The 13,880-nt window shown below is 36.7% G+C and carries 17 protein-coding genes, 1 pseudogene and 1 riboswitch; of the genes and pseudogenes, 7 read left to right on the top strand and 11 right to left on the bottom strand.

The genetic code is table 11. The annotated features are described in order from the left end of the window. Window positions 1-113 precede the first annotated feature (113 nt). From M2139_RS13165 to M2139_RS13125, 9 genes and pseudogenes are all read right to left on the bottom strand, one after another. A pseudogene (locus tag M2139_RS13165) lies at window positions 114-797 on the bottom strand (DUF4349 domain-containing protein). 320 nt (window positions 798-1,117) lie between these two features. Further along, the gene (locus M2139_RS13160) at window positions 1,118-1,372 is read right to left on the bottom strand and encodes a sigma-70 family RNA polymerase sigma factor (RefSeq protein ID WP_280739328.1); all 255 of its coding nucleotides are present in this window, start codon (window positions 1,370-1,372) and stop codon (window positions 1,118-1,120) included. Between the two features lie 12 nt (window positions 1,373-1,384). Further along, a complete protein-coding gene (locus tag M2139_RS13155; protein WP_280739327.1) occupies window positions 1,385-1,525 on the bottom strand; it encodes a sigma factor in 141 nt (46 codons plus the stop codon). A gap of 45 nt (window positions 1,526-1,570) precedes the next feature. Further along, the gene (gene metK / locus M2139_RS13150; protein WP_280739326.1) at window positions 1,571-2,764 is read right to left on the bottom strand and encodes a methionine adenosyltransferase; all 1,194 of its coding nucleotides are present in this window, start codon (window positions 2,762-2,764) and stop codon (window positions 1,571-1,573) included. Then, window positions 2,762-2,842: riboswitch (SMK box riboswitch) on the bottom strand. Its footprint overlaps the gene before it by 3 nt. An 87-nt stretch (window positions 2,843-2,929) precedes the next feature. Next, complete coding sequence (locus tag M2139_RS13145) at window positions 2,930-3,463, bottom strand: helix-turn-helix domain-containing protein (protein WP_280739325.1); 534 nt, start codon at window positions 3,461-3,463, stop codon at window positions 2,930-2,932. Between the two features lie 174 nt (window positions 3,464-3,637). Beyond that, window positions 3,638-4,579: a hypothetical protein gene (locus M2139_RS13140; protein ID WP_280739324.1), complete on the bottom strand. Its 942-nt coding sequence runs from the start codon at window positions 4,577-4,579 to the stop codon at window positions 3,638-3,640. 278 nt (window positions 4,580-4,857) lie between these two features. Beyond that, window positions 4,858-5,331: an IS200/IS605 family transposase gene (gene tnpA / locus M2139_RS13135; RefSeq protein WP_280739323.1), complete on the bottom strand. Its 474-nt coding sequence runs from the start codon at window positions 5,329-5,331 to the stop codon at window positions 4,858-4,860. 207 nt (window positions 5,332-5,538) lie between these two features. Continuing rightward, entirely contained in the window at window positions 5,539-7,464 is a 1,926-nt protein-coding gene (locus tag M2139_RS13130; protein ID WP_280739322.1) for an immunoglobulin-like domain-containing protein, read from the bottom strand. Window positions 7,465-7,933: 469 nt separating this feature from the next. After that, window positions 7,934-8,425, bottom strand: a complete 492-nt coding sequence (locus tag M2139_RS13125; protein WP_280739321.1) for a hypothetical protein — start codon at window positions 8,423-8,425, stop codon at window positions 7,934-7,936. 447 nt (window positions 8,426-8,872) lie between these two features. Here M2139_RS13125 and M2139_RS13120 point away from each other — a divergent pair, with 447 nt between their 5' ends. From M2139_RS13120 to M2139_RS13110, 3 genes are all read left to right on the top strand, one after another. Beyond that, window positions 8,873-9,358: a sigma-70 family RNA polymerase sigma factor gene (locus tag M2139_RS13120; RefSeq protein ID WP_280739320.1), complete on the top strand. Its 486-nt coding sequence runs from the start codon at window positions 8,873-8,875 to the stop codon at window positions 9,356-9,358. Between the two features lie 77 nt (window positions 9,359-9,435). Then, a complete protein-coding gene (locus M2139_RS13115) occupies window positions 9,436-9,648 on the top strand; it encodes a hypothetical protein (protein WP_280739319.1) in 213 nt (70 codons plus the stop codon). 56 nt (window positions 9,649-9,704) lie between these two features. Further along, window positions 9,705-9,917: a DUF2922 domain-containing protein gene (locus tag M2139_RS13110; RefSeq protein WP_280739318.1), complete on the top strand. Its 213-nt coding sequence runs from the start codon at window positions 9,705-9,707 to the stop codon at window positions 9,915-9,917. A 240-nt stretch (window positions 9,918-10,157) separates the two neighbouring features. Here the strand turns inward: M2139_RS13110 and M2139_RS13105 are convergent, their stop codons facing one another. Then, the gene (locus M2139_RS13105) at window positions 10,158-10,580 is read right to left on the bottom strand and encodes an Lrp/AsnC family transcriptional regulator (protein WP_280739317.1); all 423 of its coding nucleotides are present in this window, start codon (window positions 10,578-10,580) and stop codon (window positions 10,158-10,160) included. 150 nt (window positions 10,581-10,730) lie between these two features. On the opposite strand from M2139_RS13105, the gene M2139_RS13100 reads away from it, so the two are divergent. Further along, window positions 10,731-11,315, top strand: coding sequence for a DJ-1/PfpI family protein (locus M2139_RS13100; RefSeq protein WP_280739316.1), 585 nt, complete (start codon window positions 10,731-10,733; stop codon window positions 11,313-11,315). Window positions 11,316-11,356: 41 nt separating this feature from the next. On the opposite strand, the gene M2139_RS13095 is transcribed toward M2139_RS13100, so the two are convergent. Next, the gene (locus tag M2139_RS13095; RefSeq protein WP_280739315.1) at window positions 11,357-11,914 is read right to left on the bottom strand and encodes a TetR/AcrR family transcriptional regulator; all 558 of its coding nucleotides are present in this window, start codon (window positions 11,912-11,914) and stop codon (window positions 11,357-11,359) included. A gap of 156 nt (window positions 11,915-12,070) precedes the next feature. On the opposite strand from M2139_RS13095, the gene M2139_RS13090 reads away from it, so the two are divergent. The 3 genes from M2139_RS13090 to M2139_RS13080 all read left to right on the top strand — a co-directional run bounded on the left by M2139_RS13090 (window position 12,071) and on the right by M2139_RS13080 (window position 13,759). Then, the gene (locus M2139_RS13090; protein ID WP_280739314.1) at window positions 12,071-12,973 is read left to right on the top strand and encodes an ABC transporter ATP-binding protein; all 903 of its coding nucleotides are present in this window, start codon (window positions 12,071-12,073) and stop codon (window positions 12,971-12,973) included. Next, on the top strand, window positions 12,966-13,268 hold the full coding sequence (locus M2139_RS13085) for a hypothetical protein (RefSeq protein ID WP_280739313.1): 303 nt from the start codon (window positions 12,966-12,968) through the stop codon (window positions 13,266-13,268). The genes M2139_RS13090 and M2139_RS13085 overlap by 8 nt, the downstream gene beginning before the upstream one ends. Window positions 13,269-13,348: 80 nt before the next feature. Continuing rightward, a complete protein-coding gene (locus tag M2139_RS13080) occupies window positions 13,349-13,759 on the top strand; it encodes a hypothetical protein (RefSeq protein WP_280739312.1) in 411 nt (136 codons plus the stop codon). Window positions 13,760-13,880 lie beyond the last annotated feature (121 nt).

The raw sequence follows: 13,880 nt of genomic DNA, 5'->3' as shown, positions 1-13,880 counted from the left end.
TACTTCTTTTTTATTTTACTAGAAAAAACGCATGAAATGAACGATTTTTCGTTATTTCATGCGTTTTTTGTTAGAGACTTTTGTCACAGCCCCTTACTTTTTTTATAATAATGTCACCCCAATAGCACGGCCAAAATTAGCAGTAGCAAATAAATGTCGTTACTGACAAGAAAAACAAATAAATCAGCGGCTTTTTCTTGCCAAAATTGCCCTTGTTTTGTGAGATTGGCTTGAATCCGTTTAATTAAAGAAGCACTTGCTTGATTTTTAAGCACGTCATCGACTTCGTCAATCGTCACTTCAACCGCTACATAATCGACTTGATTATCAATCTTTTGATTTAAGCCCACCAGTTGCTCTCTTTCAGCACGAATTATCGATAAGCGCTCTTGAATTTTTAACATATCTTCCATTTTATCGCTTTTTTGCAAGAGTTCCAGCAAGGCTGTTTCTTCAGTCGCTAACGCTTTAATGCGGCTTTCGTTATCGGTATAAGTGCTGCCATAGTTTTCGGCTTCCACCTATTCTTCCAGCGTTTCGCCGATGTCAGCTAATTGCGCCAGAGTCGCTGGCAATGCTTCTTTTGGAATGCGAAGTTTGTAATCAGCACTTTGCAAAGAATCTCTCCAGCTACTTTTATTTGACGTTTCAATGTAACCGCCGCTTTCTTCAACCAATTGATTTAAGGCGGTGATATCAGCTGAAAAATCAGTGCTTTGTTTAGTAAAATGATAAAATTGTACCATTTTATCATTCGTCGCAGCTTGCTCAGGCGTTTCAGCTGGTATTGATTTCATGGCTGGCGCTTTGTCGGCTTCAAAATTTTCCGTAACTTCTGATTTCCGTCTAACATCCATCGTTTGCAGTGGTGCATCGCTTGATTTAGAACTTTGTTGCAAGCCATAAACTGCGCCACTAATTAACACAAGCCCTGTTAAGCTAGCAAAATACCAAGTTTTACGCTTAAATTTACCCTTGAAATTATGGAGCCATTTTTTAAAGTTAAAATGTTTCGTTGATTTTTTTGAAACTAACAATTGCTCTTCAATGATTGCGTTGATTTTTTCTTCAGGAACTTCAATTTGCTCCCATTGCTGTTGCCATTCTTGATTCAGTTTCATGCTTTGTCCTCCTCAAGATAAATTTTTAATTTTCTGCGGGCTTCGTGGAGTTTATATTTGGTTGTCCCCACTGGTTCATTGAAAACAGCGCTGATTTCTTTGACTTTTTTACCATAAAAATAATGAAGAATGGTTACTTCCTGCAAATGTTGCGGTAAACGGCGAATTCCTTCGTAAATATCTAAATGTTCTTCTTTTGACAAAGGAGCGGCGGGACTACAGATTTTTTCGTCAACTTCTGCGGCGGACATAGCCGGCTTTTTTTAATAATCTAAGGCAGTAAAAATAATAATCCGGACGTCCCACGTTGTAAAATACTCTGGAAATTGCAAGCTGTCGATTTTATTGATAATTTTAACCACGCTATCTTGCACAATATCAAGAGCATCTGCTTGATTTTTCACAAAAAAAAGCAAGTTCCCTTAACGGAAACTTGCTTTTTCAATTGCTTAATTAATTTTCAAGCTAGCTTTTAAAGCCGCTACTTTATCAGTTTTCTCCCAAGGTAACTCAATATCAGTTCGGCCAAAATGTCCATAAGCCGCAGTTTGCTTATAAATCGGACGACGTAAATCTAACATTTGAATAATCCCGGCTGGGCGTAAATCGAAGTTTTCGCGAACAGCGCTGATTAAATCACTTTCGCTAACAATGCCAGTGTCAAAAGTATCAATTGCAATTGATACCGGTTGAGCGACACCGATTGCGTAAGCTAATTGAACTTCGGCTTTTTTCGCTAAACCAGCAGCTACGATATTTTTAGCAATGTAGCGGGCTGCATAACTTGCTGAACGGTCAACTTTGGTAGCATCTTTACCAGAGAAAGCACCGCCACCATGACGAGCATAACCGCCATAAGTGTCGACGATAATTTTCCGACCTGTTAAACCAGCATCCCCTTGTGGTCCACCGATAACAAAGCGACCAGTTGGATTAATATAGTATTTAGTATCTTCATCCAATAAATGGGCTGGAATCACATACTTAATGACTTCTTCTAAAACATCGTGATGAATCGTTTCGTTAGTCACTTCTTCATCGTGTTGGGTACTAATAACCACAGTATCTACTCGTAAAGGTTGACCGGCTTCATCATATTCCACCGTTACTTGTGATTTAGCATCCGGACGTAAATAAGGTAAAGTCCCATTCTTACGTAATTCTGCCAAACGACGAACTAAACGATGACTTAAAGCGATTGGTAAAGGCATTAATTCCGCGGTTTCATCAACGGCAAAACCAAACATCAAGCCTTGGTCACCAGCACCGATTAAATCTAACTCATCCCCAGCGTTACCACGAACCTCTAAAGCTTCGTCAACACCTTGCGCAATATCGGGAGATTGTTTATCTAAAGCAACTAATACCGCCACGTTATCGCCATCAAAGCCGAATTTGCCGCGAGTATAGCCGATTTCTTTAACTGTCTCTCTGACAACTTTTTGAATATCAACATTTGCTGTGGTGGAAATTTCACCGAAAACTAACACTAAACCAGTAGTAACAGACGTTTCACAAGCAACACGGGCTTGTGGATCCTCAGCCAAAATTGCATCTAAAATCCCATCGCTAATTTGGTCAGCGACCTTATCAGGATGTCCCTCAGAAACTGATTCCGAAGTAAATAAACGTTTTTCTTTCATTATAGGATTCCCCCTCGTTAATTTGGGTTACAAGGCATCTTCGCATTTTGCGAATCCTCTCGGGAACTTGCAACTTTATCCAGTATAGCAGATTTTGTAAAAAATGCCATTAGAAAATTTTGTGGTAAACTTGGCTTTTTTTAGCTAAATGTGCTAACTTCCGCCTTAATAGTCCAATTGTTTTAAGCGTAATTTTGCCTGCTCAGGATTAATAAATTGAATCTGGTATAAATCACCAATATCTTGTTTCAAATTTTTCATTTTCGTATCATCGGTAAAAGCATTGAGCACCCGATTTAAAAACCACAAGGTGCTAGGCATCGCACCCTTGCTACCAATATTAGCCGCCAATTCCACCTCTTCGGATAAACGGCTACGCTTGATTTCTTTCACTAATTGCCGAAAATCACCTTTAACAAGAAATTCATCTTCTTGTTCTCTAACTTTTTTACGTAATTCTGACAAAGTATCCACTTCGTAAAGCTGATTACTGTCTCTAATTTGCAATAAACGGTCTAAAACCTCCCCTGGCGTCTTTTTAGTGCCCTTGGCAATCGCAATCAGGGTTTTACCACTCAAGCTCTCAGGGTCGCGTTTACTGGCTTGTGACAGGGTCTGTTCAGAAACGTTGGCTTGCTGGGAAACATCATAACGGGTCATGTGATTTTCTTTTAAAAAAATATCTAAAACATTTTTCATAAGGGTGCAGCCTCCTTGTTGATTTACTCAATTACATTTTAGTATAGAATTAAAATAAAAGCCAGGATTGATAGGGTTAAAGTTAAAAACGACTCTTTATAACACTAAAGTATAATTTAGTAATTATCAGTGCAAACAAAAAGAATAGCTCAAAAGCTACTCTTTTATAGAAAGCTATTTAGTTAACATAACATCATAGAACCCAAATTCAGACTCACTGTCAAAAAGAGCAATTTTTAAACTTTTGGCATCTTTAACATCAAATTCAAAGTGCATATAGGGAATTTGCGCAGAAATAGTTTCTTCAGCTATTATTTCGCCATCTAAAAACACCTTCATTTTTGCATCATCTATTCTATATGAACTGTCCTCTTTTCCTACACAAAATTCAATTTTTGAAAATTTTCCATCTAAATTAAATAGACCGTAAGTTCCATCTTTTTTATAATCTGATATTTCTAAGACAAAACCCTTACTATATTCATTTCCACCAACAAAAAACGTACCCGTAGAATCTGTATTATACTCGTTTAAGCCATTACCATCATATAGCACGTTGGAAACTTTTTCCAATGTAACTTTTGTAACTTCGTTAATCTCTTTATTACCAACAAATATTTTATCTTTTTCATCATCATATTGAATATTTTTTTCTACCAACTCATTAAAAATATCTTCGTGAAAATAATTTTCTCCATCTACTATAGCCATGGATTTCTTACTACCATCTAATTCTAACCCATCAACAACCAACTTCGATTGGATTATTTCAGCAAAATTTTTTTCATTCAATTTATCATTTTTATCTTTTAATTCTTTTTTCTCCTGTTCAAGGTTTGCAATAGTTTCTTCTAAGTTATTTACTTCTTTTTTTAAATCGTCATTTTCTCTTATTTTACCCTCTACTTCCGGCGCAAAAACTTGAATAGTTGCTTCAGATGAAAAAAGTGTCATTACTACTGGAGCAAGTCCTATTATAATAGTTACAATTAGAGTAATCATTCCGTTCGTATGCTTATCGTGGACATTATCATTTTTATTTTTTGCATATATAAATACAGCAACAACCAACGCTATAATAAGTACTGCACAATAAAGTATTTTACCAAAATTCATGTATATTCTCCTTCTCAATATATTTCATTAAAAAATATAACATTATAGTTGTCATTGTCAATGATTTTATTCACTTTTCTGATAAAAAAGTTTTTTTATTGATTATTTTTACAGTTTCGTAGTACCTTATACCTTTTATAACACAATCATCACCACCCTTCAAAAGGGTGGTTTGCTCTGAGGCTGTAAGCCTCTATTACCGGCCACGGCCTGAAAGGCCCTCTGAATGGTCTTCCTTCCGCACCACTTTTTCTCGCCGATTCTATAAGAATCCCTTTCTATCTTTTCTTATTTTTATTCCCCGTGAATGCATCATACTCCTCAAACAACGTTAGCTGATCTGCTACATAATCTTCTTGTATTTGATTTCGTATATATTCTGCTATCTTTTCCTTATTTCTTCCTACTGTGTCCACATAGTATCCTCGACACCAAAATTTTCGGTTCCCATATTTATATTTTAGATTTGCATGTCGGTCAAAAATCATTAAACTACTTTTCCCTTTCAAATACCCTATGAACTGCGATACACTTATTTTCGGTGGAATGCTCACCAACATATGAACATGATCTTTACAGGCGTTTGCTTCTAGTATCTCTACTCCTTTGCGTTCGCATAACTCTCGCAATATTTCTCCGACACTTTGTTTATATTTCCCATATATTATCTGTCTTCTATATTTTGGGGCAAATACTATATGATATTTACATCTCCACGTTGTATGTGATAAACTTTCTTTATCCTTTTTCATAAAGGTTCCTCCTAATTTTGATTGTGATGCGGTCGGCAAACCTTCATCAGTTTATCATTTTAGGAGGCTTTTTTATACCTCGCTGGAAGCTCTCCGGAACCACCCGCTTAGCAGGTGGTTTTCAGTACATACAAAAAAAATTCAGGTAACCGAAGTTACCTGAATCATTATTTGTCGATTTACTTTATTCCAGTAATGAAATATTTCTTATTTCATTGCAAAGAATGCAGTATTTTCGTTAGTCCATCCAGCTTTCACTAATGAAGCTACTTCTCCAGCAGATTTAGTGAAGTGGTGAGAACCAGGACCTTTAGCGTTTGGATTGAATAGACGGTAAACAGCTACGCCATCTGCTTCAGGAACAGAATAGAATGCAGTACCTTCTTTAGTCCAACCAGAGTTTGCTACGCTATCGTATTCGCCAGCATCAGTTGTGAAGAAATGTTCACCTGAATTTGGATTGTATAGACGGTATACTGGAACACCTGCAGATGAAGCAGTAAATGCAGTTCCTTCAGCAGTCCAACCAGCTTTAACAACTACGTTGTATTCGTTTAAATCTTTAGTATATAAGTGGTCACCATTGTTAGGGTTGTAAGCACGGTATACTGGAACCTCTGTGATTTCACCTTTAGCAACTACAGTAATTTTACGAGTAACTGTAATTGTGTTACCAATTTTGTTTGTTGCAGTGTAAGTCAATGTGTAAGTACCAGGCATTGTAGTATTTACTTTACCATCGATTGTAACACGAGAATTAGGGATTAAATCAGTATTACGTCCTTCTTCATTTTCCCAGAATTGGATACCTTCATAAGGATCGAATCCATCACCAACTTCAATAGTCATATCAACTGAATGACCAACTTTAATACCATATACAGGCATATTGTCAGCAGCTTCAACGATTAATGGAACTTTAAATGTAGATACAGCACCATATTGGTTTTCCATACTTACAGTATAGTAATATTTACCAGCTGTTTTAAAATCAACTCCTGATGCATCAAAAGTCATGTTATCAACTGGTGTAACACCATCAGGGTTTAAAGTGTTCCAACCTTTTAAATGAACTTCGTTTACTTCAGGATATGCTTCATTTTTAACATCGATACCATGAACGTGACCAGCATTACCTACGATTGTAGCAAGGTAAGCATTGTTGCCTTCTTTAGGATCCATATTTAACGCATTAGTTGTGAATGCATATTGATCCGCAACAGTTTGACCATTTGTATAGTAAATCCATTGGCCATCAGTTGGTAGACCATCAGCCAATAAGTTTTCAGTTACTTCCAAAATAGGCATGTGAGCTGCATCAGCTACAACAGTAATTGTGCGTGTTACTAATTGATGGCTAACAACACCAAAGCTGTTTTTGTAAACAACACGGTAAGTTACTGTGTAGGCACCATCAGTAACATGAGAATATACACCACCATCTACATAATCAGTTGCAAATGCTTTTGTTGCAGCATCTACATAATCAATTTGGTATTCACCGTTTGCTAAGTTAGCGCCATCTAAAGAAAATGCAGCATCATAGTTAGGTACCATTTCTTTACCAGTGTTAACGTCAACAACTTTAACACCTTCAGCTACATCATATTCATCTTCTACAACTTTTGTTAAGTTTGTAGCAGAAACAGTTGAATTAGCAATTTTGATTGTTGCTTCAAAAGATAATTCTGGAACAGTTTTGTCGCCATTTTTTTCACGGATTTCAAATTTAACTTTGATATCTTCAGTTCTTTGGTTTAAACCAGTAAGAGTTGTGTTACCTTCAACATCACTACTAAAGATAACTTTGTAGTTTGAAGTCATTGTTAAGCCTAATGCTTCAACAATTGTTGCATCTGCAGGAGCATTTGGGAATAAATGAGTCCATACACCTAAAGAACCAACAGTATCGCCAGCTACATCTACGCCACCAGCTGTTAATTTATCTCTGTCGGCTTTTTGGAAAGTACCATACTCATAAGTAGCATCTTCCAAATAGTCTAATGTGTGTTCATTTGTAGCTTGAGCTACACTTACTTCACCGAATACGCCAGCAGCACTTGGAGCTACAGCAGCAACGGTTAACAATGTTGTTGCGCAAACACCAACAAATTTAAGTTTCGTTTTTTTCATCGAAATATTTCCTCCTAATTTTGTAAATTTAATATGTTATTACTTTACTTATGTTACTATAAGACACGGGATTTTGCAACTTTTTTTGAAATGGCTAACATTGCAAATATGTCTTAATGACTAGCTATCTACAAAATTAAGAGTAAGTATTTATTATTTTTTAAGAAAACTGTTGATAACTGTTGATAATACAAGCTTTTATAGCTATTTAGGCAAAAGAAAAGACTACTAAAAAAGTAGTCTTTTCTTTCTTTAAACTAGCAATTGTCCTTTATCAAATGGCAATTGTTTCTAAAATGTTACATTTTAGAAAAATAATTGAAAAAAAAGTCACTAGACTGAAGTTTTGTTGCAACTTTTTGTTATTTTTCTTTTTTGCAAAAAAAAGTAGCATAAAATTGAAAAACTCCAGTCCAGCTAACTTACCGTTTTCTACCGTTATTTACTGTCTGTTCTTTCCTCAGAACGACTATGCGAATTCGCCGTCTTCTTTAAATTGGCGCTGACGATAGCGTTCTTCTTCATAAACATTTAGGTAATGCTCCTGAATTTTTTGCAACTTTTCGGGAACGACGGTTTCCAAAAGATGTTTATTATAATCCCCTTTGGAAAAGCGTACTAAGTGTTCTGCATCTTCAAATGGTTGCATGGTAGTATTCACATCGCGATTTAAAAGGGTGCTATACACATATCCCCGCTCTTCCAATTTTTTTAGCGTTCGCAAGCTAGTAGTGGTGATGATAACTTCACCGTTTCTCATTATAATCTGGCTATTTAAACCAGCTTTCTTCATTTCAATCACTTTTTCTAAGGCTATCCAAACACTTTGCTGCATACCTTCAATGGAAATCAGCGTGCAAAAAGCTGTGACACAGGGAACTTTGTTGTGTTTTTCTTTTAATAAACGCTGAAAAGATGCTTTATAACAGGCATAATCGAAGTTTGGCTGAACAGTCTTCAAAATGTGTGCCACCAGTTGATTAGGGGAATAAGTCGTTAAATACTTTTTATTATCATAGTAAACCAAGGAACACAGTTGATGATTTTGCAGTTTTCTAGGGAAAATTGCCTCAATTTTGTTAAATTCTTTAAAAAAGCCTTTTGATTTTTCTGGAAAAGATTGTTCTTTTATGATTGTTCTTCTTCCTTCCTATTTAAATTTAATAATTGTTGAAATCCCCACGGCTTTCGCCTTTCCCGAATGTGTTTCTTCATACTTAATCCGCTCCTTCTCTTTAATTTTTGATGATTTTTTTAATCACCATGGTTCAATCATACCTTATTTTCGTTAAAGAAAGCGTTTCAACTTTCGTATAATTTTTGTAGCTTTTTTGACTTTTTTCGCTGGAAGCCTTGACTATACTGGTTTTATCAACCGGTTGAAATAAAATCAAAAGTAGGAATACTCATGAAAAAAAATCTTTCCAAACAACTTCGTCACTTTGATCCTTTGTTGCATAAAGTTTTAGCTAGCCAACATATTTCGGTAGATCATTTATTTTACGATGATTATTTGCAACAGCTGCGCATCGCCTTATGGACGAAACTGGAACAGCATTCTCTAGAAGAATCCAGTTATCTTTTTCGCTGGTTAGTTTGGCAACTAAAAGATTGTCAACGGGAAAATTGGCAGCAATTACGCATCCAACAAAAATTGAATTGGCAAAATCCCCGTCGTCATTACAGTATTGAAGAAGATTTATTGTATGCCACCGAATTTCTTGATGACTTAGTACCACTGTTAACCGTGGCGGAACGCGATTTTTTACGTTTGCGTTTACGGGGAAAAACTTTTCAAGAAATTGCTGATGCTTTAGGGAAAAGTCGCAAGACTATGTACTATTATCAAAAAAGAATTCAAGAGAAATTTAGAAAACTTTTAAAAATAGGGTGACATTTTGCCCGCTAACTTTCGTATATAGAGTGTAAGCAGTCGCGACCTTACAAAAATAATTGAAAAGAGGAATGAACATGCACTTACTAGAAAGCACCAAAATCACCGTAGAAATGCTCAAAGCTGGCGAAGAAAAGCCAACCAAACAAAGCTTTAGCAATGTCATCGACAACGTTACCGAAGAAAAAATCTTAGCCTTAGGGGATATCATCACTGACTTAGCCCCGGCCGCAACCCAATTCGATTCAGCCGTCAAAACCGAAACGACCCGTTACGTCAAAGAAGATTAATAGGTTAAAACATTAATACAATAAATACGAAATTAATATTAAGGGGGAATTGCTTTATGAAACAATTAAAATTGTCATTTTTAGATAGTGAAGGAAAGAAACATCAATTGGTACCGAAAATTGCTGCTGACAACTTAAGCGCCGCAGTCGTTCGTGAAAAAATGACCGCCTTAAGCCAATTGGAAATTTTCAAAAAAGCTGATGTGGTGTTGTATAAATCAGTAGACAGCGCTAAATATGTCGAAACGATTGAAACACCCTTGTTTTAATTAGCAGAAATAAGCCACCTGAGAAAATTTTCTCAGGTGGCTTTGCTGAGGTGAAAAACACCGCTATAATTTTTTCTTGCACTTTACTCGGGTGCATGACAAGTTTCTCCGCTTTTTATGTAATCTAGCTGCTGGCATTTGCACCACTCGACAAAGTAAAAATAAAATTCGCGATACAGAACATCGCTATAATTTGATTTTGTACTTTGCTCGGGTGCAGAGCGAATGCCCTCCGCTTTTTTAATTAAAAAAAGGATTTTTTTGCGTGGAAAAAATAATATGAGTAGAGGAGCTACCGTATTTTAGGGCTTTATCAATGAAGGTTTCTAGTTTTTCCATATTCTCTACGGCGACTTTGACTAAATAGCTGTACTTGCCAGCAACACGATGGCATTCTAAAACTTCTGGTTGTTTTTGGGCAAATTCGCGAAAGGCTTGGCAGTTGGTGGTTTCAAATAAAACGAATGCCTGCACCGCTTTGCCAGCTTTAAGATAATCAATTTGCAGGGTGTAACCTGTGATAATGCTTTTTTCTTCCAGTTTAAGAATTCGCTCTTTCACCGCTGGCGCACTTAAGCACACTTTTGGGGCGATTTCTTTGACGGGGCGGCGGCTATTTTCTTCTAACAAGCGTAAAATTTGCTGGTCTAATTCATCAATCAAATTTTTCACCTTACTTTCTTAATTTTTTTCGTTAAAAATAATTACTTTTGAAAGTATCGTATCCTAAACAACTTATAAAAGCTATATAAAACTGCTTTTCCATTTATTATGATTAGTTTATCAAAAAAATTTATGAAAAGAGGCGGTCTTTTGAAAAAAGTTTTACTATTACTTGCTGACGGTTTTGAAAGTTATGAAGCTAGTGTTTTTACAGATGTTTTTGGTTGGAATTTATTTGAAGGGACAAAAAATACGCAATTGGTTTCGGTAGGCTTGCGGGAAACCTTGCAATGCACTTGGGGTTATGGCTGTCTGCCTCAGCAACAATTATCGGAAATTGATTTAGCTGATTTTGATGCCTTAGCAATTCCTGGCGGCTTTGAAGCAGCGGATTTTTATCAAGATGCTTTCAGTGAGCCGTTTTTAGAAGTGATTCGTGCTTTTGACCAGCAGCAAAAACCGATTGCGGCCATCTGTGTCGGTTATTTGGCGATAGCTAAAAGTGGCGTGCTAGCTGGGCGCTATGGCACCACTTATCATTTTGCCGATAGTTTACGACCGCAACAAATGGCTGATTTTGGCGTTAAGGTGAAAAAAGATGCCCGCATTGTCGAAGATGGCAACATCATCACTTCTTCCTCACCAGAAACCGCCCTGGATATCGCTTTTTTATTGCTGGAGAAATTGACTTCTGCCGAAAATGTAGCGCAAGTGCGGAAGTTGATGGGGTTTTAGAGAAAACAAGCAGTTCAAGATTTACTTGAACTGCTTGTTTGTTAAGGGTTTATGTCAAAATGTCCAGCTTTATAAACACTATCAACAAATTCTTCCATAGACGGTCGGTCTTTACTAGTGAACCACAGATTGAAAACACCCAACATGGCTGAAAGGTTATATTCAATCATCACATCTAATTCAAAATTATCCTCGGTGCCTTTGGCAATCAGTCCTTGCTTAATAATAGGTTTCACCGATTTTTTTATCTTCGCAAGAAAAGAAGCATCGCCATGCTCTCCCAACAATACCGTAAAGTATTCATTGTTTTCTTCGTAAAATTTAAAAAACTCATTAAAGCCAAAATTTCCCTCATGCGAACCGGCAACAATTGGCGCTAAAGGCATATTGTCGGGATTCGGTAACAACTCATTTTCCAGCTGCTCCAGCACATCATAAACATCCGTATAATATTCATAAAAAGTCCCTCGGTTATAGCCAGCTTTATCCATAACTTCTCGCACAGTGATTTTATCAATGCGTTTATTTTGGTATAACTGCCAAAAAGAATCTTTAATTTTTTTCTTGGTCATCGCTGTTATTTCAGGTTGTTTTTTCAAAACCAGCAGCTCCTTTTATCCATTTCAATTATCAACATTCAGCATAATCATCCGACAATCACCTATTCATTGTTGGTTGATAGACTAATTTTGTCATGCTAGGATAATCGTACAACACGATGTTGGATTCGTCAATTATACGAGAGGAGTTTTTTTATGGCTATTTTAACAGTAGAAAATTTAACAAAAGATTACGGTGAAGGCAAAGGCGTTTTTGATGTATCTTTTGATGTCGCTAAAGGAGAGGTTTTCGGCTTTTTAGGCTCTAACGGTGCTGGAAAAACCACCACCATTCGCCACCTTTTAGGTTTTTCAAAACCCCAAAGCGGCAAAGCAACCATTAAAGGCTTAGATGCCTGGACTGACGCCAAAGAAATCAAAAAAAGCATTGGCTATCTGCCAGGAGAAATTGCTTTCCCCAACGATATGAAGGGTTCTGCCTATATTAAATATATAGCTGACCTGCGCGGGCTGAAAGATATGACCAAAGCTGATAACTTGATCAAACAATTTGAAGTCGATCCCTCTGGCGACTTAAACCGGATGTCGAAAGGGATGAAGCAAAAAATCGGGATTGTCTGTGCTTTTATGCATGACCCTGAAATACTTATTCTTGATGAACCAACAAGTGGACTTGATCCGCTTATGCAGGCTAATTTTGTCCAGCTTATTCAAACGGAAAAAGCAAATGGCTGGAGTATTTTAATGTCAAGCCACATGTTTGAAGAAGTGGAAGAAACTTGCGACCGCATCGGGATGATTAAAAACGGGCAATTAATTTCAATCGTTGATCCTAAAAATATTAAACGCGGGGAAAAGAAAACCTTTAAGATTGAGTTTCTAACTTTTGCTGATTATCAAAGTATCTGCAACGAAGGTTTTCAGATTAAAGAACAAAAACCAGAATTTAATCAAGTAACTATTGATATTGAGGACACCCATATCAACAAACTGCTTTTGGCTCTTTCAAAACGTCAAGTGCGCTTTATCAGCGAAGTCAAACATACCCTTGAAGAATACTTTATGAGCTATTACGAAGGAGGCAACCACAATGTTTAGTGCAACTTATTTTAAACAAACTGTTAAATCAAATATCAAATTATGGGCCCTTATCACCGGCGTTCTTTGTCTACTCATTGGCGTGGTTATGAAAGTTTTTGACCCTGAAATGATTAGTGAAATGGTGGGACGGCAAGAAGCAATGGGCGGCTTCAATCCCCTTGGAAAAATGTCCTCACTTATCGAATTTATTTCCAACCAATATTTCGGCTTATTTGCGGTCATCTTCCCCATGATTTATATCATTATCACCGGCAACAAGCTGATTGCTGGTAAAATTGAAAAGGAAATCTAGCAAATGATTTAGCCGCACCACTTTCCAGAACACAAATCACTTTTACCAGTGCTGTATACCTGATTTCATCTCTGATAGTTATGTTCGCTTGTATTAGTGGTGGGGGGATTGCGGTTGCTGAAATAGCTCAACCTGGTCAACTTGATATTAACGTATTTTTACAACTTACCCTTGGATGCTTTTTACTACAATTCACAATCAGTGCCATTTCATTTTTAGGTTCTTGCCTATTTAACTCATCTGGCAAATCGTTGGCTGTTGGTGCCGGCATCCCGCTAGCAATGTTAGCCTGTAAAATGGTCGCTGGCATGAGTGATTCTCTTGAAAAATTAAGTCATCTATCAATCAACACACTGTTTGATACAGAAGCTATCGTAAACGGAGAAGCATTTATTGGAAAATTAATTGTTCTTGGCGTTATTGGCGTTATTGGCGTTATTTGCTACGTTGCAGGTTCAGTGGCATTTAAAAATAAAGATTTACCTTTATAAATAGTTAAAAAAAGACATTCTGAAATGGGAATGCAACTACTTTTTGACACAATTTAAAAAGAGCATCTCATTTTAGTCATCTTTTTCCGGTAATCTACTGGTGAAAGGTGACCTAATTTCG

This window comes from Enterococcus sp. PF1-24 (assembly GCF_029893325.1).
Classification (GTDB): domain Bacteria; phylum Bacillota; class Bacilli; order Lactobacillales; family Enterococcaceae; genus HY326.
This window is presented reverse-complemented; position numbering and strand designations above follow the sequence as displayed.